Consider the following 24,456-nt stretch of genomic DNA (forward strand, 5'->3'; position numbering starts at 1 on the left):
GGAAACGGAGAAAATGACTGAAGCCCGCCCCATCATCCTGACCTGCGGCGAGCCGGCGGGCGTCGGGCCGGAGCTTGCGCCCAAGGCGCTGGCCGCCGGCCTGCCTTTCGTGTTTCTTGGCGATCCGCGGCATCTGCCCGAGGGCACGCCTTGGGCCGAGGTCGATGCGCCGGACCAGCCGGTGGCCGAAGGCATGCTGGCAGTGTTGCGGCATGACTTCCCGGCGCCGGCGGTGCCGGGCCGGCCCGATCCCGCCAATGCGCCCACGGTGGTCGAGGTCATCGCGCGCGCCGTCGATCTGGCCATGTCGGGTGCCGCCGGCGGCATCTGCACCCTGCCGATCAACAAGGAAGCGCTGAAGCGCGGCGCCGGTTTCGGCTTTCCCGGCCATACCGAATATCTGGCGCATCTGGCCGGCGACGTGCCGGTGGTGATGATGCTGGCTTCGACCAATGTCGAGCCGCCCTGCCGGGTGGTGCCGGTGACCATCCACATCCCGCTGTCCGAAGTGCCCTTGGCGCTGACGCCCCTGCGGCTGGAGCAGGCGATCCGCATCACCGATGCCGCGATGCGGCGCGACTTCGGCCTGGCGCGGCCGCGGCTGGCGATTGCCGGTTTGAACCCCCATGCCGGCGAGAACGGCGTGATGGGCGACGAGGAGGCGCGCTGGATGGTGCCGCTGATCGAGCGGCTGCGTCGGGAGGGCTTCGACCTGCGCGGGCCGCTGCCCGCCGATACCATGTTCCACCCGGCGGCGCGGGCGCGCTATGACGCGGCGCTTTGCACCTATCACGACCAGGCGCTGATCCCGATCAAGACGCTGGATTTCGCCGGCGGGGTGAACGTGACGCTGGGCCTGCCCTTCGTGCGCACCTCGCCCGATCACGGCACCGCCTTCGACATCGCCGGCCGGGGCATCGCCGATGCGCAAAGCGTCATCGCGGCGCTGCGCATGGCGCATGAGATGGCGGGGCGGCGATGAGCACCATCGACGGTCTGCCGCCGCTGCGCGAGGTGATCGCGCGGCACGATCTGCGCGCCAAGAAGCAGCTGGGGCAGAACTTCCTGCTGGACCTGAACCTGACCGCCAAGATCGCGCGCGCCGCCGGCGATCTGACGGGCTGCGACGTAATCGAGGTGGGCCCCGGCCCGGGCGGGCTGACCCGCGGGCTTCTGGCCGAGGGCGCGCGGCATGTCCTGGCGATCGAGAAGGATGCCCGCGCCCTGCCAGCCCTGGCCGAGATCGCCGCCGCCTATCCGGGCCGGCTGGAGGTGATCCATGGCGACGCGCTGGAGGTCGATCCGCTGGCGCATCTGACGCCGCCGATCCGCATCGTGGCGAACCTGCCCTATAATGTCGGCACCGAGCTTCTGATCCGCTGGCTGACGCCGGCCGCCTGGCCGCCCTTCTGGCAGTCGCTGACGCTGATGTTCCAGAAAGAAGTGGCCGAGCGCATCGTGGCGCAGCCGGGCGGCAAGGCGTATGGCCGGCTCGCCGTGCTGGCGCAATGGCGCACCGAGGCGCGGATCGTGATGACCCTGCCGCCCGAAGCCTTCGTGCCGGCGCCCAAGGTGCATTCGGCGGTGGTGCATCTGACCGCCCTGCCCGGACCGCGCTATCCGGCCGATCCGGCGGTATTGAACCGGGTGGTGGCGGCGGGCTTCAACCAGCGCCGCAAGATGCTACGCGCCTCGCTGAAGGGGTTGCACCCGGATATCGAGGCGCTGCTGGTCGAGGCCGGCATCGCGCCGACGGCGCGGGCCGAGGAGATCGGCCTGGAGCAGTTCTGCACGCTGGCGCGGGGCCTGGCCGCCGCGCCGCGCTGAACTTATTCGCCCGAGGCGCTTTCCGGCTGGGTCTTGGCGGCCTTGGCGCCACGGCCCGAGGATTTCGCGGCAGGGGCCTTGCCGCCGTCTTCGGCCGGTTTCTTGCGGCTGCGCGGCGCTGCGGTCGTGCTGCGGCTGCGGCGGCGCGGGGCCGGTTCGGCCGCGGCGGCGGGCTCCTCGGGGATCGCGGCAGAGGCTTCCGGCGTCGCAGCAGGCTCGGCAGGCGTAGCGGCGGTTTCCGGGGTCTCGACCGGGCCGGCGGCCTCCTCGTCCGAGGCGATCACCGGGGGCAGCCCGGGCTCGGCAGGCGCGGCGCGCTCTTCCGCCCGGGGCGCGGGCTGGCGCTCGTCCTTGCGATCATCGCGGCGATCATCGCGACGTTCGTCACGGCGATCCTCGCGCCGGTCGTCGCGACGCTCCTGGCGGTCCTGATGATGGCGGTGGCCGTTATGGCCGTTGCCGTTCTCGGCCGCGGCGGTCTGGCCGCCGGCCTCGAAATCGTCATCGCGGCTTTGATGCTGCTGGCTCTGGCGCTCGGCCTGCTCGCGCTGCGCCTCGCCCAGCATGCGGGTATAGTGCTCAGCATGCTGAAGGAAGCTCTGCTCGGCCACCCGGTCGTTGGAGAGCTGGGCGTCGCGGGCGAGCGTCAGGTATTTCTCGATGATCTGCTGGGGCGTGCCACGCACCTTGCCCTCGGGACCCGAGGAATCGAAGACGCGGTTGACGACATTGCCCAGCGAACGCTGTCGGTTCGACTTGTTACGCGAACGGGATTTGGATGATCTCATCAGCTTGTTGTCAGTTTATACCCGGCACAGGCCGGCTGAGGTTGGGGTCATTCCTAAGGCGGGCGTCAGCGCAGGTGCGGCTTTGGCTCCGGCTCCCGCGTCACCAGTGAAAGGCTGGGTTATCTGAGTGTGACTGACCCGTGCGTGGGCGGTGCGCCCCCGTCACAACTGCGAATAAACACGCCGCAGCGTCGCTTACAAGCGAAAATTTCGTCAAAACCCGCGAAAGACGCGGATCCTTGCCGGGTCAAAGCGGCTTGCGGGCGCCGACGACGCGGTCGCGCCCGTCCAGGTCGGGCAGAATCCGGGGCTCAACCAGCCCGGCCGCCTGCATCAGCGCCGCCACGGCGCGGCCCTGGGTCGGGCCGATCTCGACCAGCAGACGGCCGCCGGGCGACAGATGCGCCGGCGCACCGGCGGCAATGGCGCGATAGGCGGAAAGCCCGTCCGCCCCATCGGTCAGGGCGTGGCGCGGCTCCCATTCCCGCACCTCGGGCGACAGATCCGCCATTTCGTCCAGCGCGATATAGGGCGGATTCGAAACGATCAGGTCGAATTGCCCCGCAACCGAGGCGAACCAGTCCGATTCAAGGAAATCCGCGCAAACCCCGATCCGCACCGCGTTTTCCCGCGCCACCGTTAGCGCGGCGGGCGAGATGTCGGTGCCCGTCCCCCGCGCGCCCGGCCGCTCGGCCAGAAGCGAGATCAGGATCGCCCCCGTGCCGGTGCCAAGGTCCAGGACCGAGGCAAAGGGTTCTGCCAGCGCCGCCTCGACCAGCGTTTCGGTCTCGGGGCGCGGGTCGAGCGTGTCTCGGGTCACGCGGAACTCGTGCTTCCAGAAGGCGCGGCGACCAAGGATCTGGCTGACCGGCTGGCGCGCGGCCCGGGCGGCAAGCGCTGCGTCGAAACGTCGCAGCGCCTCGGCCGGCAGCGGCGCGGCCAGCGCGGCGGCGAGGTGGTGGCGCGGCTGTTCCAGGGCATGGGCCAGGAGCAGCCGGGCATCCTCGGCCGCGGTCGGCACCCCGGCTGCGGCGAGTCGGCCGGTGCCCTGGCGCAGCGCCTCCGCCCCGGTCATGGAATCACGCGCCCTGCGCGGCCAGCCGCGCAGCCTGGTCATGGGCGGTCAGCGCATCGACGATCTCGCCGATCTCGCCCTGCATGATGCGGTCCAGCGCATAGAGCGTCAGGCCGATGCGATGGTCGGTCATGCGGCCCTGCGGGAAATTATAGGTGCGGATGCGTTCCGAGCGGTCGCCCGAGCCGACCTGCGACTTGCGGTCGGCGGCGCGCTCGGCATCGGCACGCGACCGCTCCATGTCGTAGAGTCGCGCGCGCAGCACCGCCATGGCGTTGGCGCGGTTCTGGTGCTGCGACTTTTCCGAACTGGTCACCACGATTCCGGTCGGCAGGTGGGTGATGCGCACCGCCGAATCGGTGGTGTTGACGTGCTGGCCGCCCGCCCCGCTGGCGCGCATGGTGTCGATGCGGATGTCGCTGGCGGGGATGTCGATGTCGACCTCCTCGGCCTCGGGCAGCACGGCGACGGTAGCAGCGCTGGTATGGATGCGGCCGCCCGATTCCGTCTCGGGCACGCGCTGGACGCGATGCACGCCGGATTCGTATTTCAGCTTGGCGAACACGCCCTCGCCCTCGATCCGCGCCACCGCCTCGCGCACGCCGCCCAGATCGGACTGGACCAGCTCCAGCAATTGGAACTGCCACCCCTGCGACTCGGCAAAGCGGCGGTACATGTCGAGCAGATCGCCCGCGAACAGCGCCGCCTCCTCGCCGCCGGTGCCGGGGCGGATCTCCAGGATCGCCGGACGGGCATCGGCGGCATCCCGCGGCAACAGCGCGATGCGCAGCGCATGTTCCAGATCGGGCAGCGCGGCGCGCAGGCGCGACAATTCGTCCTGCGCCAGTTCGCGCATCTCGGGATCGGCCAGCAGGGCCTCGGCCTCGCAGATGCCGGCCTGCGCGGCGCGCCATTCGGCGATCTGGGCGACGACGGGTTTCAGCTCGGCATATTCGCGGCTGATCGCGGCGATTTCGTCGGCCGAAGGCCCGGCGTTCAGCCGCGCCTCGAGATATTCGAAACGCTCGACGATCTGGATAAGGCGGTCTTTCGGCAGCATTTGACGCAATTAGCCGTTGCGCGGGTAGCCGACAAGCGGGAACCTCGGGAACATCTGATGCAGATCAAAGCACGGCAGGCCGTCGTGGTGCAGACTATTGCAAGACGCGCCCACCAAGCCAAAGGAGGCCAAACGTGAAACTCGTCCCCTTTCTGACAGCGACGAGTCTTGCCCTGTCCGCTCTGCCGGTCATGGCACAGACCGAAGCCATCGACGACAGCGCCCTGCGCGAGGAAGCCAAGGGGGTGTTCGAGGCTATTCCCGAGACGATGACCGCCATCAAGCAGACCGAGGACAATCCCGAGGGCACTCCCCTGACCGCCGAGAAGATCGAGCTGGGCAAGATGCTGTTCTTCGACCCGCGCATGTCCAGTTCCGGGCTGATCTCGTGCCAGACCTGCCATAACGTCGGCCTGGGCGGGGTGGACGGCCTGCCGACCTCGATCGGGCACGGTTGGCAGAAGGGGCCGCGCAACGCGCCGACCATGCTGAACGCGATCTTCAACGCCGCGCAATTCTGGGACGGACGCGCCGCCGACCTTGCGGAACAGGCCAAGGGGCCGGTCCAGGCCGGCGTCGAGATGAGCAATACCCCCGATCAGGTGGTCAAGACCATCAACTCGATGCCGGAATATGTCGAATCCTTCCAGGCCGCCTTCCCCGACGAGCAGGATCCGGTGAGTTTCGACAACTTCGCCGCCGCGATCGAGCAGTTCGAAGCCACGCTCATCACCCCGAACAGCGCCTTCGACCGTTACCTGGCCGGCGACGATGCGGCGATGTCCGACCAGCAGAAGCGCGGGCTGCAAGCCTTCATGGATACCGGCTGCACCGCCTGCCATTACGGCGTGAACCTGGGCGGGCAGGATTACCATCCCTTCGGCCTGATCGCCAAGCCCGGCGCCGAGGTGCTGCCCGTGGGCGACAAGGGGCGCTACGAGATCAGCCAGACCGTGGATGACGAATATGTCTTCCGGGCCGCGCCCTTGCGCAACGTGGCGCTGACCGCGCCCTATTTCCACTCGGGGGTGGTCTGGGATCTGGCGGAAGCGGTGCAGATCATGTCCTCGGCGCAGATCGGCACCGAACTGACCGATGAGCAGGCCGACGACATCACCGCCTTCCTGGGCGCCTTGACGGGCGAACAACCGGTGATCGACCACCCGATCCTGCCGGTGCGCACCGACACGACGCCGCTGCCCACGCCGATGTAAGGCGTGCGCAGGCGGGAATGGTAAAGGGGCCCTCGCGGGCCCCTTTCGCTTGCGCTCCGTCCGGCGGATCACTCGGCCTTGACGGCCTCGACGGTGATCTTGATCTCGACCTCGTCCCCGACGGCGGGGGCGAACTTGCCCAGGTTGAACTCCGAACGCTTGATCTCGGCCTCGGCATCGAAGCCGGCGGCTTCCTTGCCGGTCATCGGATGGGGGGCGATCTGGTTCAGATCGACGTCCAGCACGACCTGCTTGGTCACTCCGTTCAGCGTCAGGTCGCCGGTAACCCTGGCTTCCTTGTCACCGTCGGGCTCGACCTTGGTGGACTTGAAGGTCGCAACCGCGCCGCTGGCATCGGTATTGAAGAAATCAGGCCCGAACAGGTGCTTGTCGAGCTCTTCCGCAGGGGTGCGCAGGCCGGAAAGCGGGATGGTCGCCTCAACGCTGGATTGAGCCGGGTTCTCGGCATCCAGCGTCAGCTTGCCGGTCACACCGTTGATGATGCCCGTGCTGGTCGAGAAGCCCATGTGGTTGTATTCAAAGACGACTTGGCTGTGCGACGGGTCGAAATCATAGACCACGGGCTCGGCCATGGCGGCGGTGGCGCCAAGCAGGGTGATCGCGGCGACAGGGGCGAAGATGGATTTCATGCTGAACTCCGGATTGAAAAAGGTCACGAACGGTTCTGCCAGAAAATGGCCCAGCATCAACAAAGGTTTCCAACAAGATCCCTGACATTTTCGTGTTTCGCCGCAGCGCGGAAACTGTGTCGCCGCGACGGCGATTTTCCGGCGCTCCCCGGGGTTTTGCCTTGCATTCCCCGGCCTGGTCGCTATAAGGCCGCATCCTTCCGCAAATGCGAAACCGGCGCAGCCTCTCGTGGCGGGGCGCGGAAGGGTTGTCCCGCCGTTGAAGTGCGCCCCGAAAAAAGGTGCAGACATGCCGCTTTACGAGCATGTGCTGATCGCCCGTCAGGACCTGTCGAACGCGCAGGCCGAAGGGCTGATCGAACATTTCTCGACCGTGATCGCCGACAATGGCGGCAAGGTCGTGGACAACGAATACTGGGGCGTGCGCACGCTCGCCTACAAGATCAACAAGAATCGCAAGGGCCATTACGCCTTCCTGCGTTCGGACGCCCCCTCGGCCGCCGTGCAGGAGATGGAGCGCCTGGCCCGCCTGCATGACGATGTCATGCGCGTGCTGACCGTCCGCGTGGACGAGCACAAGGACGGCCCCTCGATCCAGATGCAAAAGCGCGACGAGCGCGAGCGCGGTGATCGTGGCGACCGCGGTGATCGCGGCGAGCGGCGCGAGCGTCGTGACCGCGACGACCGGAACTAAGGGAAAGGAACCAGGATCATGGCCAACAAACCCTTCTTCCGCCGCCGGAAAGTCTGCCCCTTCTCGGGCGACAACGCCCCCGCCATCGACTACAAGGACACGCGCCTGCTCCAGCGTTACATCTCGGAACGCGGCAAGATCGTGCCCTCGCGCATCACCGCCGTCTCGGCCAAGAAGCAGCGCGAACTGGCGCGCGCCATCAAGCGCGCCCGCTTCCTCGCCCTGCTCCCCTATGCCGTGAAGTAAGGAGAGACGACCATGCAAGTCATCCTGCTGGAACGCGTGGCCAAGCTGGGCCAGATGGGCGAAGTGGTCAAAGTCAAGGACGGCTTTGCCCGCAACTACCTGCTGCCGCAAGGCAAGGCGCTGCGCGCCTCGGACGCCAATATCCAGGCGTTTGAAGCCCGCAAGGCCGAACTCGCCTCGCGCAACGACGAAACCCGCGCCGAAGCCGAGAAGATCGCCGAGAAGCTCGACGGTCAGACCTTCGTCATCATCCGCTCCGCCTCGGATGCCGGCGCGCTTTACGGCTCGGTCACGCCGCGCGACGCCGCCGATGTCGCCAATGCCGAAGGTTTCGCGATCGAGCGCCGCCAGGTCGTGCTGACCGCCCCGATCAAGGATCTGGGTCTGCACGAGGTCCGCGTGCACCTGCACCCGGAAGTCGATGTCACGATCAAGCTGAACGTTGCCCGCTCGGCCGAAGAGGCCGAATTGCAGGCTTCGGGCAAGTCGATCCAGGAACTGGCCGCCGAAGAGGAAGCCGCCGCGGAATTCGAGATCGCCGAGCTCTTCGACGATATCGGCTCGGCCGGCCGCGACGAGGACGAAGCCGCGAACTGATCGCGCCTTCACCGCAAATCGAAAGGACGCGCCGCGACCCGGCGCGTTTTTTCATGCCCGGCCCTTGCCTGCGCGCCGCGCCCGCCGGAACATTCCCCCGGGGTCGCGGGTTGAGCCGCAAAGCGCCCCTTCGCCAGAGGAATTGCCGGATGCACCATCAGGACGACCTGCCGCCCATCACCCATACCGAGGCCGACGAGACCAGCCAGACCCGTTTCGGCCCCCGCCCGGTGCCCGAGGGCCATCGCCGCCCGCCCGGGCCGGTGGAATCGCGCCGCATCCCCCCGCATGGCGATGTCTCGCCCGATGGCAGCCGGCCTTGGCCACGCCCTTCGCGCGGGGCGAAATGGCTGGTCCTGGGCGGTACCGGCCTGGCCGCCGCGGCGCTCACCGCCGGCACGGTCCTTGCCGCGCGCCATGTTCTCGACCTCGTCTCGCAGGACGGACCGCCGTCGCGCCGCCGCGGCACCCAGGCCGAACCCGCTGCCACGGGACGCAGGGCCATGCCTGTCGGGGCCGGCCAGCAGGACGAGGAAACCCGCCGTCCCGTGCGTATCCGCCCCCAGGCGGAACGCGACCGCACGCCCCGCCCTGCCCGTCGTCCGCCGCGCCAAAATCTGCTGCAAGAGGTCGAGGCGAACACCGCCAGCCTGACCAGCGGCGTCGAAAACGTGATGCGCGCGCTGACCGCCGCCGTGACCGGCTTCCGCACCGTCGCCGGGCAGGCCAGCACCATCATGCAGGAATTCGGCGATGCTGCAGCCATGGTGCGCGACATCATCGACCGCCGCCCCGGAGCCCCACCGTCCCGAACCCGGTCGCAAGCGCGCCCCGACGACCGGCATGGGGCGCATATGCCGGACCTGCGCGACGACCCGCTGCTGCACGATCCGATGGAGGGACCCGACCCCGGCGGCCCGGCCGATCACGACCCGCGCGTGCACCGGCTCTGAGCCCTCGACGGGCGCTTCACCGTTTTCCAGATACTCGAATGCCGGGGCAGCGCCGCCCCCGGGCTTCCGCATCTTCGTTCTGCAAATACTCAGCCGCCACGCCGCGCCGCAGGCCCCGGCCGCGACGAAAAAGGCCGCCCCCCACGGGACGGCCTCTCTCATTGCAAGCAAAGCGGCGGATCAGGCCTGATCCAGCGCCTCGATGGCTTTTTCCAGCTCGTCCTTGGTCACGGTCTTGTCCGAAACCTTGGCGCCCTCGACGATATGATCCACGACCTTGTCCTCGAAGATCGGCGCGCGCAGCTGCTGCTGCGCCTGCGGGTTCTGCTGGATGAACTCGAAGAAGGCGCGCTCCTGGCCGGGGAACTGCCGGGCCTGGCGCAGCACCGCCTGGGTCATCTCCTGATCCGAGACGGTGATCTCGGCCTTCTGGCCGATCTCGGCCAGCAGCAAGCCCAGGCGGACGCGGCGCTCGGCGAGCTTCTTGTGCTCGTCGGTGGGCTCGATCTCGCCATGGTTATGACCGTGCTCCTCCGGATGCTCCTCGTGCCAGAGCTGATGCGCGATCTGATGCGCCTCGGCTTCGACCAGCGAATCGGGCAGGTCGAACTTGACCAGCTCGTCCAGCTTGTCCAGCAGGGCGCGCTTGAGCACCTGGCGCGAGGCGCCCTTGTATTCGGCCTCCAGCCGCTCGCGGATCTGGCCCTTCAGCGCGTCCAGGCTCTCGGCACCGAACTTCTTGGCCAGCTCATCGTCGAGCTCGGCCGCTTTCGGGGCCTTCACCGCCTTGACAGTGGTTTCGAAGACCGCGTCCTTGCCGGCCAGAGCCGGATGGCCGTAATCCTCGGGGAATTTCACCTCGACCTTGACCTCGTCGCCGGCCTTGGCGCCGACCAGCTGCTCCTCGAAACCGGGGATGAAGCTCTTGGAGCCCAGCACCAGCGGGTAATCCTCGGCGGTGCCGCCCTCGAAAGCCTCGCCATCGACCATGCCCTTGAAGTCGATCACGACCTGGTCGCCGTCCTTGGCCTTGGTACCCTTCTTGCGGTCCTCGAAGCTCTGGGCGTTCTTGGCCAGGTTCTCCAGCGCCTCGGTCACCTGCTCCTCGCTGGCCTCGACCACCAGCCGCTCCAGTTCGACGCCCGACAGGTCGGTTTCCGGAATGGCCGGCAGGGCCTCATAAGCGACGGTGACGACGACATCGTCGCCCTCTTTCCAGGTCTCGCCATTGACCATCTCGATCTTCGGCTGAAGGGCCGGACGGTCACCCGATTTCTCCAGATGGTCGCGCAGCGCCTTGTCGATGGCCTCCTGCATGGCATCGCCCATGATACGCTGGCCGAACTGCTTCTTCAGCAGCGCCATCGGCACCTTACCCTTGCGGAAGCCCTTCATCTCGACCTCGGGCTGGGCCTCTTTCAGCTTCGCATCCACCTGCGCCGCCAGATCCGCTGCGGGCAGGGTGAATTCATAGCCCCGCTTCAGCCCTTCGTTCTGGGTTTCCTTGACCTGCATTTGTCTTCCTTCATCCACGAACCATCGCGCGGGTCCGAGGCATCACAGCCTCGCCGGCGCCAGAACCTGCCGTCCCGCGCCTCCGCCTGTTTCAGCGCGCTAGCTATGGGATTTCAGCCCGCATAGCAAGGACGAAGGCAGGATTTGCCGCACTCCCGCCGGGTTTCGGGCTGCGCGCCGCCAGAGGTCAGGCGCGAGAGTCCCGCCCCCGCCCCGCCCGCACAGCGGGAGAGTCGGGCATCGAAACATCTCTTGGTTGAATTGAGCATAATGGTCTCATGCAAGCAACCCGGCTGCCCGGATCGGTCGACGCTGGGCAAGCCCTGATGAGCGGTCATCCGCCACAAAGCCGGGCTCTGCACCCAGAAGTTGCACCCTCCGGAAAATCAACGGGCTGCCTCCGTTAGGTCAGCCAACGGAACCTAACTTATGGACATGTTCCCTTCTCCACCCCGACAGTGCATACAGGCATCGTTCCGTAAGCGGTTGTTTGTTAACCTTGGTAAGCGGTTTTTGGTTGTGTTTTCAGACCTGACCGGGCGGGGGCGCGTTCTTGCTCCCGCCCGGTTGTGAATCTGCCAGGCGTTGCCGGCTTCCCCCTGTCGCGGTTGCTTGATTTTTGGGCAGTATCTGGGCCAACTCGCGCTTGACGATTCCGCGCCCGCCGCACCCATCAGACAAAAACTACAAAATTGGCCCTTGAGACAGCAGTTCTCGAAATGGCAAAGGCCGCCCTTACAGACGGCCTTTTCGCGTCATTCCTCCCGGGCGACTCAGCCGCGGGCGCGCACGACCTGCAACAGCGGCATGACCTCGGACATGTCCGGCCCATGCGCCTGGCCGGTCAGGGCCTTGCGCAGCGGCATGAACAGGCCCTTGCCCTTGCGGCCGGTCGCTGTTTTCACCGCGTTGGTGAACTCACCCCAGGTGGCATCGGTATAGGGCGGCGGCGGCAGCAGCTTCATCGCCTCGGCGATGAAATCGGCATCCTCGGGATCGACCTGCGGCTCGGCGCCGTTCGAGAAGATCTCCCACCAGCCGGCCAGATCGTCCAGCTTGGTGATGTTCTGCGAGGCGACGCGCCAGAACCGCTCGGCCAGCGCATCGGGCACGCCAAGCGCGGCGATGCGGTCCCTGACCTCGGCGAAGGGGCGCGACTGGTTCGCCTCGCGCGTCAGCGGCCACAGGTCCTCGGCGTCGAACTTGGTGGGCGAGGCGCCGAATTGCGACAACTCGAACCCCTCGGCCAGCTCGTCCAGCGACATCCTCAGCTCGACCGGCTGCGACGAGCCCAGCCGCGCCATCAGCGACAGCAGCGCCTCGGGCGCCACGCCGCTTTCGCGCAGGTCCTTGATCGACAGCGTGCCCAGGCGCTTGGACAGCTCCTCGCCCTGCGCACCGGTGAGCAGGCTGTGATGGGCAAAGGCCGGCGGCTCGGCGCCCAGGGCGCGGATGATCTGGATCTGGGTCGCGGTGTTCGTCACATGGTCGGCGCCGCGCACGATATGGGTGACGCCCATCTCGGCATCATCGACCGAGCTGGCGAAGGTGTAGAGCACCTGCCCGTCGGCACGGATCAGCACCGGGTCCGAGACCGAGGCCGCGTCGATGGAAATCTCGCCCAGGATGCCGTCGGGCCACTCGATCCGCTCCTGATCCAGCAGGAAGCGCCAGTAGCCGTCGCGGCCCTCGGCGCGCAGGCGGTCCTTGTCCTCGGCCGAAAGCTTCAGGCCCGCCCGGTCATAGACCGGCGGCTTGCCCATGTTGAGTTGCTTCTTGCGCTTCAGGTCCAGCTCGGTCGGGGTCTCGAACACCTCGTAGAGCCGGCCGGCCGCGCGCAGCCCCTCGGCCGCCTCGGCATAGCGGTCCAGCCGGTCCGACTGCCGCTCGATCCGGTCCCAGGTCAGGCCCAGCCATTCCAGGTCGCGCTGGATGCCGTCGGCATATTCCTGCTTCGACCGCTCGCGGTCGGTATCGTCCAGGCGCAGGATGAAGGTGCCGCCCGCCTTGCGCGCGATCAGATAGTTCATCAGCGCCGTGCGAAGGTTGCCGACATGGATGTGGCCGGTGGGCGAAGGGGCGAAACGGGTGATGGTCATGGGAGCTCTCCTGTCGGCTTCGCTCTTTCACAAACAGCGGTTTTTGTCCATATCGGGACCAAAGACAGAGGTTAACCGATGCTTGACTGGAAGAATGCCGAGGCCCCCGACGCGGCCATGATCGAGGAACTGGCGCGCGAGGCCATCGCCGGCCTGCCGCCGGAATTCGCCGGTCCCGCCGCGCAGGTGGTGCTGCGGGTCGAGGATTTCGCCAGCGAGGAATTCCTCGACGAGCTGGAGATCGACGACCCGCTGGAGCTGACCGGCCTCTATGACGGCGTGCCGATGACCGAAAAATCGGCCAGCGACCCGCAGCATTTTCCCGACACGGTCTGGCTGTTCCGCCGTGCCATCCTGGACGAATGGGCCTCGCGCGGGGACGTGACGCTGGGCCAGCTGGTCGCGCATGTCGTGGTGCATGAATTCGCCCATCATTTCGGCTGGTCCGACGAGGACATCGCCACCATCGACCGCTGGTGGGAATGATGGACCAGGCGCCGATCCTGACCATCACCCTGAACCCCGCCCTGGACGTCACCACCGCAGCGCGGCAGGTGGTGCCCGACGTCAAGCTGCGCTGCGAGGCGCCGCGCTTCGATCCGGGCGGCGGCGGCATCAATGTCAGCCGGGCGATCCGCGCCATGGGCGGCGACAGCACGGCGCTGGTCGCGCTTGGCGGCGCCACCGGTCAGCGCATCGCCGCGCTGCTGGAGGAAACCGGCATCCCGCTGCACACCCTGCCCGCCCCGGGCGAGACGCGGCAGTCGCTGACCGTGGACGACCGCACCATCCGCCAGCAATACCGCTTCGTCATGCCCGGCCCGGAATGGTCCGCGGCCGATGTCGAGGCCGCGCTGGAGGCCGCCACCGGCGCCGCCGAACCCGGCGCGCTGGTGGTGCTGTCGGGCTCGAACCCGCCCGGCGTGCCGGCGGGCTTTGCCGCCATGCTGGCCCAGCGGCTGCGCGGCAGCGGCGCGCGGCTGATCGTCGATACCTCGGGCAAGGCGCTGGCCGAGGTCGCCGCCGCCACCGACCGGCGGGTCGAGATCCTGCGCATGGACGACGAGGAGGCCGAGGGGCTGGCCGGCCATCCCCTGCCCTTCCGCGCCGATACCGCCGCCTTCGCGGCCAGCCTCGTCGCCTCGGGCGCCGCGCATGGGGTGATCGTGGCGCGCGGCCGCGACGGCAACATCATCGCCACCGACCAGGGCATCTGGCATGCCGAGGCGGCGCGGGTGCAGGTGGTCAGCAAGGTCGGCGCCGGCGACAGTTTCCTGGCCGGCTTCACGCTGGGCCATGCCCGCGGCTGGCCAGTCTGCGACGCGCTGGGGCTGGCGGCCGCCGCCGCCTCGGCCACGGTGCAGACGCCCGCGACCGAGCTGTGCCGGGGCGAGGATGTCGAGCGGCTGTTCGCCGCCCGCGTGGTGACGCGGATGCGGGCCTGACGGGGCGCCTAGGCGCGCCCGTCCATGCGCACGAAATCCAGCACGCTGCCCTGCGCCGGGGCCAGTTCCGACCAGTCGTCGATCTGGAAATCGACGACCAGCGTCGCGGCCGTCGGATAGCGGCGGAAATCCGGGTCCAGCGGCGCCCGCGCCGGCAGCATGGCGGCGAATTCGGCGATGCCGGGATTGTGGCCGATCATCATCACCGTCGGCGCCGAGGCGCTGCGCAGGATCTCCAGCATCTTTTCGGGCGCGGCATGGTAAAGCCCCGGCTCGTAACGGAGATGCGGCCGCACCTCCAGCGGCGCCATGGCGATGCCGGCCCAGGTCTCGCGCGTGCGCTCGGCGGTCGAGCACAGCACCTCCTCGGGCTCATAGCCCCGGCTGGCCAGCCAGTCTCCGAGTTCGCGCGCCGAGCGGCGGCCGCGCGCGTTCAGCGGGCGGTCGTGATCCGGTTGCGCCGGATCGTCCCAGGACGATTTGGCATGACGGGTCAGGATCAGACGGCGGTGTCCGAGTGGAGTCATCGATTTGCCTTTTCGGCCATGCGGTTAAGGTTGGGCAGCGGAACCGAGCCTGCCATAGCTTCCGCCGGGCGGGCAAGCCTTCTCTTTCAGGCGATGTCGCGCCGCCTACAGCCCGCTGTCGCCCTGGCGCAAGCCGCGCGGCTTGACCCGCGGCTCGGTCGAGCGGATCAGCGACCCCGCGCCATGTTCGGTGAACAGCTCCAGCAGGCAGGCATTGGGCACCCGCCCGTCCAGGATCACCACGGCGCGCACCCCCTCCTCCAGCGCCTTCAGCGCGGTTTCGGTCTTGGGGATCATGCCGCCTGCGATGGTGCCGTCGGCGATCATCGCCCGCACCTGGTCGGGATGCATCGCGGTCAGCACCTCGCCCGAAGCGTCTTTGACGCCCGATACATCGGTCAGAAGCAGCAGCCGGTCGGCCTTGAGCGCGCCGGCGATCGCGCCCGCTGCGGTGTCGCCGTTGACGTTGAAGGTCTCGTTATCCTCCATCCCCGTCGCCACCGGGGCGATGACCGGGATCAGCCCGGCATTGTAGAGGTCGCGGATGATCTGCACGTTCATCTCGACCGGGCGGCCGACGAAGCCCAGCTCCGGGTCGTCCGGCTCGCAGACCATCAGGTCGTCGTCCTTGCCGGAAATGCCGACCGCGCGGCCGCCGGCATCGTTGATCGCCTGCACAATGCGCTTATTGACCAGGCCCGACAGCACCATTTCCACCACCTCGACCGTCTCGCGGGTGGTGACGCGCTTGCCGCGCACGAAGCGGCTTTCGATGCCCAGCTTGCCCAGCAGGTCGTTGATCATCGGGCCGCCGCCATGGCAGACGACCGGATGGATGCCGACCTGCTTCATCAGCACGATGTCGCGGGCGAACTCGGCCATGGCCTCGTCGTCGCCCATGGCATTGCCGCCGAATTTCACCACCACCACGGCGCCGGAATAACGCTGCATATAGGGCAACGCCTCGGAAAGGGTGCGGGCGGTGGCGATCCAGTCACGGTTCATCTTCTGCTTTCTCATCGAAGGCCCCTGTTCGTCGCGCCCGACCCTAGGACGCGGGTGCCGATCAGTCCAGACCGGCAATGATGGCGCGCAGCGTGGCGATGCCCTGCCCCTTGTCCGAGCTTGTGACCACAAGCTCGGGGTAGGCGGCGGGGTGCTTTTGCAGCGCCTCCTGCACCTGCGCGACGGTGGCCTGCATGGCCTGTGCGCCGATCTTGTCGGCCTTGGTCAGCACCACCTGGAAGGGCACGGCCGAACGGTCGAGCAGCTTCATGATCTCGTGGTCGACGTCCTTCACGCCATGGCGCGAATCGATCAGCGCGAAGGCGCGGCGCAGGGTCGGCCGGCCGGCGAGATAGTTCTTCAAGAGCGCCTGCCATTTCGCCACCACCGCGACCGGCGCCTTGGCGAAACCATAGCCCGGCAGGTCCACCAGATAGGCGCGCTCGCCCAGGGTGAAATAGTTGATCTCCTGCGTGCGGCCCGGGGTGTTCGAGGCGCGCGCCAGCGATTTCCGGCCCGTCAGCGCGTTGATCAGGCTGGATTTTCCGGCGTTCGAGCGGCCGGCGAAACAGACCTCGGGCCTATCGGCGGGCGGCAGCCCGTCCATGGCGACCACGCCCTTCAGGAAATCGACCGGGCCTGCGAACAGTTGGCGCGCGGCCTCGGCGGTCTCGGCATCGGGTTCCGGGGCGACGGGAAAGGCGACCTTCATGCGCAGACCTCATCGCCAAGGGCGATATCGCCGCCGGTGACCACCTCGGCATAGATGCCGAAATCGCGATGGCCGAATTGCGCCTCCAGCGCCTCGGGCATGTCGATGTCGATGCGACCCGTGGCAGGATCGGCACTGGTCGCCGGGCAGCGGCCGATGGTCTCGGTCACCCGCAGCTCGACCGCGCCCACGGTCAGCACATGGCCGATCAGGTCACGCTCGGCATAAGGCGCCCAGCCGTCCAGCCACAGGTTGCCGCGCCAGCGCTCCACACCCACGCTCATGCCCAGCTGCGATTCCAGATCGGCCAGGCTCGACAGCGACAGGATCGAGACCCAGGGCTGGTTCACATCGGTCCAGCCGGTCGGCCCCCGCACCAGGCGGGTGGGGGCGGGTTTCCCCTCGGACCAGAGCGGACGGACCCAGTCCACCAGCCGCGCGCCCTCGGTCTCGGGGTCGAAGTCCAGATCGGGCAGGTCGGGATGGGTCAGACGGATCCGGCCGCCTTCCGCGCCTTCGCCCCAGCCGCCCTGGACAGCCTGCAAGCCGGCCGAGGCCGCGCCGCGCAGGAAGCAGGATTTCGGCAGCCAGCGACCCGGCACCTCGCCGGCGTGACGCTCGCCGCCCTCGGTCAGCAGCGCCCAGAGCCGGTCGCCCGGCAGGCGCCGCGCCGCATCCAGGCGGGTGTGGCGCAGATCCTCGCCGCCGATCGCCTTGATCGGATGCCGGCGTATCCGGGCGATGCGGGCGGTCATTTGCCGCCCTTGTCCCCGCCCTTGTCTTCGGCCTTGGCCCGTGACGGCAGGCTGGAGCGGATATTGCCGAAGAAGTCGGGCCGGTGGCCATGCATCGACATGATCGTGTACTGCTGGATGATGGTGATGGTGTTGTTGGTGATCCAGTACAGCACCAGACCCGAGGCAAAGCCGCCCAGCATGAACATGAACACCCAGGGCATCCAGGCGAAGATCATCTTCTGCGCCGGATCGGTCGGAGCCGGGTTCAGCTTCTGCTGCATCCACATCGAGATGCCCAGCAGGATCGCCAGCACCGGCAGGGTAAAGCTGTGCAGGAAGCTGCCCTGGCCCGGCGCCGCCCAGGGCAGCAGGCCGAACAGGTTCCACAGGCTCGACGGGTCGGGCGCCGCGAGGTCGCGGATCCAGCCGATCCAGGGCGCATGGCGCAGCTCGATGGTGACGAAGATCACCTTGTAGAGCGCGAAGAAGATCGGGATCTGCAACAGCACCGGCAGGCAGCCTGCGGCGGGGTTCACCTTTTCGCGCTTGTAAAGCTCCATCACCTCTTTCTGGAACTTCATCCGGTCGTCGCCGGTGCGTTCCTTGATCGCCTCCATCTGCGGTTGCAGCTCCTTCATCTTCGCCATCGAGATGTAGGATTTGCGCGCCAGCGGGAAGACCAGCAGCTTCAGCACGAAGGTCAGCGCGATGATCGCCCAGCCCATGTTGCCGATCATGCCATGCAGCCAGTGCAGCAGGCGGAAGATCGGCTTGGTCAGGAAATAGAACCAGCCCCAGTCGATGGAATCGACGAAACGGTCGATGCCGGGATTTTCCTGATAGCCGTTGATGACCTCCCAGACCTTGGCGCCGGCGAACAGATAGCTGGAGCTGGTGCCGGTGGCGCCCGGGGCGACGGTCTGCACCGGCATCCGCGCCTCGGTCTGGTAGATGTCGGCGCCGGGGGCGTATTTCACCACCGCGGTGAAGGCCTGGCCCGGCGCGGGCGCCAGCGTGGTCATCCAGTATTTGTCGGTAAAGCCGATCCAGCCGTTCTCCTGCACCTCGATCAGCTGCGCCGGCCCCTCGCCCGGCAGCGGGTCGAGCTTGGCCATGTCCTTGTATTTCTCCTCCAGCAGCTTACCGTCGGTCATGCCGACCGCGCCCTCGTGCAGGACGAAGAAATTCTGGGTGTCGGGCCGGCCGTGGCGCGCCAGGATGCCATAGGGCGCCGCCGAGAAGGGCGCGGCCCCGGTGTTTTCCAGCGCCTGGGTCACGGTGAACAGGAACTTGTCGTCCAGCTCATAGGTGCGGCGGAAGATCTGGCCGGCGCCATTGTCCCAGCGCAGCGTGACCGGCTGGCCGGGGGCGAGGGTCGAGCCGGATTCGACCTCCCACACCGTGGCCGGGCCGGGAACCAGCGCCGGATCGGTGCCGGCGGCCGGCATCCAGCCATAGACCGCGTAATAGGGCTTCTGCACTGCCAGCTGCGGATCGCCACCCGGCGCGACCGGGCTGCCCTGGGCCTGCACGGTGGTTTGCGCGGTGGGCGACAGCAGGCGCACGAAGGGCGACCGGGGATCGAGCGTCTCCTGATAGCCGGTCAGCTCCAGGTCGTCGATACGACCGCCCGCCAGCGAGATCGTGCCCGCGAGCGAAGGGGATTCGATCTTGACCCGCCCGGCATTGGCCGAGGGGTCGCTGCTGGCCGCCGCGGCTTCCAGTTCCGGCGCCGCGCCCTGCGGCACCGCGCCCGGCGTCGCGGGGGCGCCGGTCTCGGGCTGGGTCACACCCTGGGTGCTGGCCGGCGGCGTATCCTGCGCGGGCGGCACCGGCTCGGGGGCGAAGAAGATCGACCAGACGAGCATGACGAGGGCGGAAAGCACCATCGCCAGGATGAGGTTGCGGTTGTTGTCTTGCATTCCGGACCAGCCCTTCGTCGTCACCCAGTCTGAGGGTTCGGGCCGCTTCAACAGAAGCGACCGGCAAAGGTCAAGGGAATTTGCCGGAAAACCGGGTCGGTTTCCACCCCGACGCGGCGCTCCGGCCGCCTGGCCCCGCCCTGCCTCGCCATGGGACCGGCCCGCCGCACGGCCGACGCGGATTTCGCCCGGGCCGCCGCCGCATGCCGGATCGGCCCCGGCCGTCACGCCTTGCGGCGCAGGTCGAAAGGCACAGGCAGCGCATGGTCGCGCTCGAGCAGGAACTCATCGACCGCCCCGGCCTCCAGCGGCGGTGCCACGGCCGGCCCCTGCACCGCGTTGAAGCCGATCTGGGCCAGGAAGGCATTCTCCTCCTGCGTCGCCACGCCATCGGCCAAGGCGGCCAGGCCCAGATGCTCTGCCAGCGCCAGGATGGCCAGGATCATCCGCTGCTGGTCGGCGCGCCGGTCGCACTCGGCGGTGAACGCGCGGCCGATCCGCACCCGGCCGATGCCGAAGCGGCGCAGATCGTCCAGCCCGGCGCTGCCGGTGCCGAACTCGCCCAAAGCCAAGGCGCAGCCCGCGGCGGCCAGCCGCTGCAAGCTGGCGGTCACCAGCATGCGGCCGCCGCCGCGGCCGATCGGCTCGCTCACCTCGATTTCCAGCCGCTGCGGGGACAGGTCGTTCCGGTCCAGCTCCCACAGGATCGTATCGGCGATGGCGGCATCCCCCAGCACCCGGTCGGACAGCGGCACCGAGAGCAGCGGCACCGGCGTGCCAAGCCGGTCCCAGCCCCGCAGGCTGGCAAAGGCCTGGCGCAGCACATCGGCGGTGATCCGGCCCAGCGTGCCGTCATCGAGCCGCGCCTCGAGTTCGGCCAGATCATGGCTGTTCCGGTCGTCCATCCGCAGGCGCGGCAGGACCCGCAGCGCCGGCATCTGGCCGGTGTCGCAGCAAAGCTGGGGCTGGAACAACAGCCCGACCCGGTCGAGCGCCAAGGCCGGCCCCACCCCCGGCTCGGCCTGCCGTCCCATTTCCACAAAGCGGATCTGTCCCGTGGGCGAGAACGGGCTCAGCCCGTGCAGGGCCATGCGGCCATAGGTATAGAGCGCCGCCGGCTCCTGCCGGCCGGTGTCGTCGCTGACGATCGCCACATTCACCACCGGGCAGATGCGCAGATCCGGCAGGTCGATCCCCTCCGAACAGATGGTCTGCAACCGCGCCAGCAGGCCCGGCACCGCCTGTTGGCGCCCGATGGCGAAAAGCCCGAGAATTTCGCCGCAGCCGCGACTGCGCCCCTGCGGCAGCAGCCGCAGATCCGCCACCAGCCGCAGCAAGAGCCGGTCCAGCATCTGCTCCAGCATCGCCGGGCCGATGCTGGCACGCAGCATCTCGATATTCTCGACCCGCAGCACCAGGGCAAGCCGGACCCTGCCCTGCGCCGCCCCCTCGCCCCTGACAAGCCTTGCCAGCCGTGACGCGGCCGCCGCGATTCCGTAAGCCATTGCCTGATCCGAATCTTGTTGCACGGATCGCAGCCTAGGCCGGCGACGCTTTTCGTTCCGTTAATGTTCGCGCAGCTTCGGCACGTCTTTTTCGCTAAAATCCGACGGATCCGGCATCAGCGCGGTGAAATCGAACAGCTTCGGATCCGGCAGGTGCGAGGGGCGCACGTTCATCAGTGCCCGGAACATCACCTGACGGCGGCCGGGGCTGCGCGATTCCCATTCGTCCAGCAGCTTCTTGACCTGCATGCGCTGCAAGCCCTCCTGGCTGCCGCAAAGGTCGCAGGGAATCACCGGATAGTTCATCGCCCGGGCGAAACGCTCGCAATCGGCCTCGGCCACGAAGGCCAGCGGGCGCAGCACGTTGAGGTCGCCCTCCTCGTTCAACAGCTTCGGCGGCATCGAGGCCAGCCTGCCGCCATGGAACAGGTTCATGAAAAAGGTTTCCAGGATGTCGTCGCGATGATGCCCCAGCACCACGGCCTGACAGCCCTCCTCGCGCGCGATGCGGTAGAGATTGCCCCGGCGCAGACGCGAGCACAGGCTGCAATAGGTCCGGCCCTCGGGCACCTTTTCCTTCACGATGGAATAGGTGTCCTGGTATTCGATGCGATGCGGCACGCCGCGCTCGGTCAGGAACTCCGGCAGCACGGTGGCCGGAAAGCCCGGCTGGCCCTGGTCGAGATTGCAGGCCAGCAGTTCCACCGGCAGGAGCCCGCGCCATTTCAGCTCGTGCAGCACGGCAAGCAGCGTATAGCTGTCCTTGCCGCCCGACAGGCAGACCAGCCAGCGGTCGCCGGGGCGAATCATGTCATAGGTCTCGATCGCGGCGCGGGTCTCGCGCACCAGCCGCTTGCGCAACTTGCGGAACTCGGTCGAGCCGGGCGCGCCGCGGAACAGCGGATGGATGTCCTCCGCCTCAAGATCCTGGGTCTCGTCGATCTCATCCCGCATCTGTCGATCCCTATCGCGCCTGCGCGCCCTGAATACCATGAAAGCGCCGCGTCAGTCCTGCTGCGGCGCCTCGCTGCCCGGCACCGGGTCATAGCCATGCCCGCCCCAGGGATGGCAGCGGCAGATCCGCCGCGCGGCCAGCCAGCCGCCCCTGGCCGCGCCATGTCGTTCCAGCGCCTCGAGCGCATAGGCCGAGCAGGTGGGCTGGAAACGGCAGCCATGCCCCACCCAGGGACTGGCGACCAGCCGATAGGCCCGCACCGGCAGCGCCAGAAGATGCGCCAGCGGGCTCATGTCCCGGCCTCGCGCGATCCGTGCACCCGTGCCAACGCGGCGGCCAACTCGGCCCGCAGCTCGGCAAAGCCGCGCTCGACCGTGGCGCCAGGCCGCCCGACCAGCACGTAATCCCAGCCCGGCCGCGCCGCGCCCGGCATGACCTCGCGCGCCAGCGCCCGCAGCCGGCGCTTGGCCCGGTTGCGCGTCACGGCATTGCCGAGCTTTTTCGAACAGGTGAAGCCGACCCGGATGGCCTGTCCCGCCTTGCCTTCCCCCGCCTCGTCTTCGGAACGGCGGCGGGCCTGGAGCAGAAAGCCCGGCATGCCCTGCCGGCGAGCCGAGGCCGCGCGCAGAAAATCCGCCCGCTTGCGCAGGGTTTCCAGCCGCACCTCCGAAACGGCAGAAGCCGCCCTGTCCGAGATCGCATTTGCGACGATCCGGTCAGCGGCGGCGGCTTTGGGGGTGCTGTCCATCACGGCAAGCCCACGCCCTGCGGCGCGCGGGCTTACGCGCTGAGGGTCTTGCGGCCCTTGGCGCGGCGGGCGTTGAGCACGCGGCGGCCGCCCTTGGTCGCCATGCGCGCGCGGAAGCCGTGGCGGCGGGCGCGAACCAGGTTCGACGGCTGGTAGGTGCGTTTCGACATCTTTCAACTCCGGGTCAGGGCGAGCCAGGGTATGGGCCATCGGCCCACGCAAGACGCGCCGGTCATTCGAGGCCCGCTGGATAGTCGCCCCCGCAAACCAAGTCAACCACATTGCGAGGATTTTGCCGGCGCCGCGGGTCCCGGGGAACCGGGACCCTGTCACGCAGGTTTGAACTGCGTAATGTCAGCCACTATGTGATGCAGCGGCGCCGAGACGAAGGGAATAGCAAAGCTCACCATGTCCCTGAATAGCTTATCGGGCCGATTCGCGCTGATTACGGGCATTTTCGTGCTTCTGGCCGAATTGCTGATCCTGCTGCCCTCGATCGCGAACTATCGGCTGGATTTCCTGGAATCGCGACTGGAACGCGCGCAGATCGCCAGCCTTGCGCTGCTGGCGACCGACGAATCGTTGGCCGCGGACCTGGAATCCGAGCTTCTGGAGAATGCCGGCGTCTTCAACGTCGTGCTGCGCCGCAACGACGTGCGCCAGCTGGTGCTGTCCTCGCCGATCCCGGGGCCGATCTCGGCCACCTACGACCTGCGCGAGCAGCCGTTCTGGACCTCGATCCGCGATGCCATGATGCAGCTGGCCGATCCGCAGAACCGGGTGATCCGGGTGATCGGCGCGCCGGTGAATCAGGCCGGCCAGCTGATCGAGATCACCACCGACACCCAGCGGCTGCGCACCGAGATGATTGATTACGGGCTGCGGCTGCTGCTGATCTCGGCCGCCTTCTCGGTCCTGACCGCGCTGCTGCTGAACCTGGCGGCGCAGCGGCTGCTGCTGGTGCCGATCCGGCGCGTCATCAGCCACATGACCGCCTATGCCAATGCGCCCGAGGACGCGCGCTCGATCATCACCCCCAACGCGCGGCTGACCGAGCTGAACGAGGCCGAGACCGCGCTTGCCGCCATGCAGCGCACCGTGACCTCGGCGCTGAAGCAAAAGGACCGGCTGGCGCAGCTGGGCCAGGCGGTGGCCCGCATCAGCCACGACCTGCGCAACATCCTGACCACGGCGCAGATCTTCGCCGACCGGCTCGAGACCAGCGCCGACCCGGCCGTGCGCCGCGCTGCGCCCAAGCTGGTGAACTCGATCAGCCGCGCGGTGAATCTGTGCGAGACGACGCTGGCCTTCGGCAAGGCCGAGGAGCCGGCCCCGGCGCTGTCGCGCTTCAACCTTTCGGCCCTGGTGACCGAGGTGACCGAGGGCGAGGCGCTGGCCTCGGACCGGCCCGACGGCGCCGAGCCCATCGAGTTCCTGACCGACGTGCCCGCCAGCCTGACGATCCGCGCCGACCGCGACCAGCTGTTCCGGGTGTTGTCGAACCTGGTGCGCAATGCACGGCAGGCCATCGAGGCCACGCGCCGGCCCGGCACCATCGAGATCGGCGCCGGCGAGGACGAGCAGGAATGGTGGATCCGCATCGGCGATACCGGCCCCGGCCTGCCGCAGAAGGCGCGGGATTTCCTGTTCCAGCCCTTTTCGGGCGGCTCGCGCAAGGGCGGCACCGGGCTTGGCCTTGCCATCGCCGCCGATCTGGTGCGCAACCATGGCGGCCGGCTGGAGCTGTTGCGTAGCGACGAGGAGGGCACGCAATTCATCCTGCACCTGCCGCGCGAACTGGCCGGGCTCGCTGCGCAGGCGGAGGCGACGGCGGTCTAGGTGTTCAGTCCCGGCATTTGATGGATTGGATCGATGATGAATCGATTGGGCTCTGAAGTCCATCGTTTGCAGATAAACTCGCAAGGTGTGAGGCCTTTGAGTGTCTTCAGTCTTCGGCCGAAGTTGTAGGCGTCGATAAAGTCCTGAAGATGCCGTCGCAACTGGTCGTGATTGTCGTAGTGGAAGCGCTTGACGGTGGCGTCCTTGATGGTGCGGTTCATCCGTTCCACCTGTCCGTTGGTCCACGGATGGTTGATCTTGGTGAGCCTGTGCTCGATGCCGTTCTCGTCACAGACCCGATCGAAGATATGGTGGAACGCATATTTGTGACGGGCGTGGTTGG

The 24,456-nt window shown here is 67.9% G+C and carries 27 protein-coding genes; 10 read left to right on the plus strand and 17 right to left on the minus strand.

Annotation, left to right across the window (positions count from 1 at the left end; translation table 11 throughout):
* Positions 1 to 13: 13 nt before the first annotated feature.
* Positions 14 to 982 carry a 4-hydroxythreonine-4-phosphate dehydrogenase PdxA gene (gene pdxA / locus AQY21_RS24140; RefSeq protein WP_058100136.1) on the plus strand — a complete coding sequence of 323 codons (969 nt, stop codon included), beginning with the start codon at positions 14 to 16 and terminating at the stop codon, positions 980 to 982.
* The gene (gene rsmA / locus AQY21_RS24145) at positions 979 to 1,827 is read left to right on the plus strand and encodes a 16S rRNA (adenine(1518)-N(6)/adenine(1519)-N(6))-dimethyltransferase RsmA (RefSeq protein ID WP_058100137.1); all 849 of its coding nucleotides are present in this window, start codon (positions 979 to 981) and stop codon (positions 1,825 to 1,827) included. The genes pdxA and rsmA overlap by 4 nt, the downstream gene beginning before the upstream one ends.
* A gap of 2 nt (positions 1,828 to 1,829) precedes the next feature.
* Here rsmA and AQY21_RS24150 read toward each other — a convergent pair whose 3' ends face one another.
* The 3 genes from AQY21_RS24150 to prfA all read right to left on the minus strand — a co-directional run bounded on the left by AQY21_RS24150 (position 1,830) and on the right by prfA (position 4,750).
* A complete protein-coding gene (locus AQY21_RS24150) occupies positions 1,830 to 2,615 on the minus strand; it encodes a DUF4167 domain-containing protein (protein WP_058100138.1) in 786 nt (261 codons plus the stop codon).
* Between the two features lie 247 nt (positions 2,616 to 2,862).
* On the minus strand, positions 2,863 to 3,690 hold the full coding sequence (gene prmC / locus AQY21_RS24155; RefSeq protein ID WP_058100158.1) for a peptide chain release factor N(5)-glutamine methyltransferase: 828 nt from the start codon (positions 3,688 to 3,690) through the stop codon (positions 2,863 to 2,865).
* Positions 3,691 to 3,694: 4 nt separating this feature from the next.
* Complete coding sequence (gene prfA, locus AQY21_RS24160; protein WP_058100139.1) at positions 3,695 to 4,750, minus strand: peptide chain release factor 1; 1,056 nt, start codon at positions 4,748 to 4,750, stop codon at positions 3,695 to 3,697.
* 191 nt (positions 4,751 to 4,941) lie between these two features.
* On the opposite strand from prfA, the gene AQY21_RS24165 reads away from it, so the two are divergent.
* Positions 4,942 to 5,964, plus strand: coding sequence for a cytochrome-c peroxidase (locus AQY21_RS24165; RefSeq protein ID WP_058100140.1), 1,023 nt, complete (start codon positions 4,942 to 4,944; stop codon positions 5,962 to 5,964).
* Positions 5,965 to 6,032: 68 nt separating this feature from the next.
* Here AQY21_RS24165 and AQY21_RS24170 read toward each other — a convergent pair whose 3' ends face one another.
* Entirely contained in the window at positions 6,033 to 6,614 is a 582-nt protein-coding gene (locus AQY21_RS24170) for a YceI family protein (protein WP_058100159.1), read from the minus strand.
* A gap of 289 nt (positions 6,615 to 6,903) precedes the next feature.
* Here AQY21_RS24170 and rpsF point away from each other — a divergent pair, with 289 nt between their 5' ends.
* The 4 genes from rpsF to AQY21_RS24190 all read left to right on the plus strand — a co-directional run bounded on the left by rpsF (position 6,904) and on the right by AQY21_RS24190 (position 9,104).
* The gene (rpsF, locus tag AQY21_RS24175; RefSeq protein ID WP_058100141.1) at positions 6,904 to 7,308 is read left to right on the plus strand and encodes a 30S ribosomal protein S6; all 405 of its coding nucleotides are present in this window, start codon (positions 6,904 to 6,906) and stop codon (positions 7,306 to 7,308) included.
* A gap of 18 nt (positions 7,309 to 7,326) precedes the next feature.
* Positions 7,327 to 7,554: a 30S ribosomal protein S18 gene (rpsR, locus tag AQY21_RS24180; RefSeq protein WP_011747229.1), complete on the plus strand. Its 228-nt coding sequence runs from the start codon at positions 7,327 to 7,329 to the stop codon at positions 7,552 to 7,554.
* A 12-nt stretch (positions 7,555 to 7,566) separates the two neighbouring features.
* Complete coding sequence (gene rplI, locus AQY21_RS24185; RefSeq protein WP_058100142.1) at positions 7,567 to 8,151, plus strand: 50S ribosomal protein L9; 585 nt, start codon at positions 7,567 to 7,569, stop codon at positions 8,149 to 8,151.
* A 149-nt stretch (positions 8,152 to 8,300) separates the two neighbouring features.
* Positions 8,301 to 9,104, plus strand: a complete 804-nt coding sequence (locus tag AQY21_RS24190; RefSeq protein ID WP_058100143.1) for a hypothetical protein — start codon at positions 8,301 to 8,303, stop codon at positions 9,102 to 9,104.
* Positions 9,105 to 9,284: 180 nt separating this feature from the next.
* Here AQY21_RS24190 and tig read toward each other — a convergent pair whose 3' ends face one another.
* Together tig and gltX are read right to left on the minus strand one after the other, a co-directional pair.
* A complete protein-coding gene (tig, locus tag AQY21_RS24195; RefSeq protein ID WP_058100144.1) occupies positions 9,285 to 10,619 on the minus strand; it encodes a trigger factor in 1,335 nt (444 codons plus the stop codon).
* Between the two features lie 773 nt (positions 10,620 to 11,392).
* Complete coding sequence (gene gltX, locus AQY21_RS24200) at positions 11,393 to 12,718, minus strand: glutamate--tRNA ligase (protein ID WP_058100145.1); 1,326 nt, start codon at positions 12,716 to 12,718, stop codon at positions 11,393 to 11,395.
* Positions 12,719 to 12,796: 78 nt separating this feature from the next.
* On the opposite strand from gltX, the gene AQY21_RS24205 reads away from it, so the two are divergent.
* Positions 12,797 to 13,204 carry a metallopeptidase family protein gene (locus AQY21_RS24205; RefSeq protein WP_058100146.1) on the plus strand — a complete coding sequence of 136 codons (408 nt, stop codon included), beginning with the start codon at positions 12,797 to 12,799 and terminating at the stop codon, positions 13,202 to 13,204.
* A complete protein-coding gene (locus AQY21_RS24210) occupies positions 13,204 to 14,163 on the plus strand; it encodes a 1-phosphofructokinase family hexose kinase (protein WP_058100147.1) in 960 nt (319 codons plus the stop codon). Before AQY21_RS24205 ends, AQY21_RS24210 begins: the two co-directional genes overlap by 1 nt.
* An 8-nt stretch (positions 14,164 to 14,171) precedes the next feature.
* Here AQY21_RS24210 and AQY21_RS24215 read toward each other — a convergent pair whose 3' ends face one another.
* From AQY21_RS24215 to rpmH, 10 genes are all read right to left on the minus strand, one after another.
* Positions 14,172 to 14,690 (minus strand): histidine phosphatase family protein, encoded by a 519-nt coding sequence (locus AQY21_RS24215; protein ID WP_058100148.1) that lies wholly within the window; start codon positions 14,688 to 14,690, stop codon positions 14,172 to 14,174.
* Positions 14,691 to 14,795: 105 nt separating this feature from the next.
* Complete coding sequence (gene argB / locus AQY21_RS24220) at positions 14,796 to 15,695, minus strand: acetylglutamate kinase (protein WP_058100149.1); 900 nt, start codon at positions 15,693 to 15,695, stop codon at positions 14,796 to 14,798.
* 61 nt (positions 15,696 to 15,756) lie between these two features.
* Positions 15,757 to 16,407, minus strand: coding sequence for a ribosome biogenesis GTP-binding protein YihA/YsxC (gene yihA / locus AQY21_RS24225; protein ID WP_058100150.1), 651 nt, complete (start codon positions 16,405 to 16,407; stop codon positions 15,757 to 15,759).
* On the minus strand, positions 16,404 to 17,162 hold the full coding sequence (locus tag AQY21_RS24230; protein ID WP_058100151.1) for an MOSC domain-containing protein: 759 nt from the start codon (positions 17,160 to 17,162) through the stop codon (positions 16,404 to 16,406). The genes yihA and AQY21_RS24230 overlap by 4 nt, the downstream gene beginning before the upstream one ends.
* Positions 17,159 to 19,066 carry a membrane protein insertase YidC gene (gene yidC / locus AQY21_RS24235; protein ID WP_058100152.1) on the minus strand — a complete coding sequence of 636 codons (1,908 nt, stop codon included), beginning with the start codon at positions 19,064 to 19,066 and terminating at the stop codon, positions 17,159 to 17,161. Before yidC ends, AQY21_RS24230 begins: the two co-directional genes overlap by 4 nt.
* A gap of 224 nt (positions 19,067 to 19,290) precedes the next feature.
* Positions 19,291 to 20,571, minus strand: a complete 1,281-nt coding sequence (locus AQY21_RS24240) for an EAL domain-containing protein (protein WP_058100153.1) — start codon at positions 20,569 to 20,571, stop codon at positions 19,291 to 19,293.
* 60 nt (positions 20,572 to 20,631) lie between these two features.
* The gene (ttcA, locus tag AQY21_RS24245) at positions 20,632 to 21,525 is read right to left on the minus strand and encodes a tRNA 2-thiocytidine(32) synthetase TtcA (RefSeq protein WP_058100154.1); all 894 of its coding nucleotides are present in this window, start codon (positions 21,523 to 21,525) and stop codon (positions 20,632 to 20,634) included.
* A gap of 51 nt (positions 21,526 to 21,576) precedes the next feature.
* Positions 21,577 to 21,819 carry a membrane protein insertion efficiency factor YidD gene (gene yidD, locus AQY21_RS24250; protein ID WP_058100155.1) on the minus strand — a complete coding sequence of 81 codons (243 nt, stop codon included), beginning with the start codon at positions 21,817 to 21,819 and terminating at the stop codon, positions 21,577 to 21,579.
* Entirely contained in the window at positions 21,816 to 22,274 is a 459-nt protein-coding gene (gene rnpA, locus AQY21_RS24255) for a ribonuclease P protein component (protein ID WP_203416649.1), read from the minus strand. Before rnpA ends, yidD begins: the two co-directional genes overlap by 4 nt.
* 32 nt (positions 22,275 to 22,306) lie before the next feature.
* Positions 22,307 to 22,444, minus strand: a complete 138-nt coding sequence (gene rpmH / locus AQY21_RS24260; RefSeq protein WP_028714353.1) for a 50S ribosomal protein L34 — start codon at positions 22,442 to 22,444, stop codon at positions 22,307 to 22,309.
* 238 nt (positions 22,445 to 22,682) lie between these two features.
* On the opposite strand from rpmH, the gene AQY21_RS24265 reads away from it, so the two are divergent.
* Positions 22,683 to 24,113: a HAMP domain-containing sensor histidine kinase gene (locus AQY21_RS24265; protein ID WP_058100156.1), complete on the plus strand. Its 1,431-nt coding sequence runs from the start codon at positions 22,683 to 22,685 to the stop codon at positions 24,111 to 24,113.
* Here AQY21_RS24265 and AQY21_RS24270 read toward each other — a convergent pair.
* The coding region (locus tag AQY21_RS24270; RefSeq protein ID WP_152988334.1) for an integrase core domain-containing protein at positions 24,110 to 24,456 on the minus strand (347 nt) is incomplete at its 5' end. The two genes, AQY21_RS24265 and AQY21_RS24270, sit on opposite strands and share 4 nt — an antisense overlap.

Source organism: Paracoccus sp. MKU1 (assembly GCF_001447385.1).
GTDB lineage: Bacteria > Pseudomonadota > Alphaproteobacteria > Rhodobacterales > Rhodobacteraceae > Paracoccus.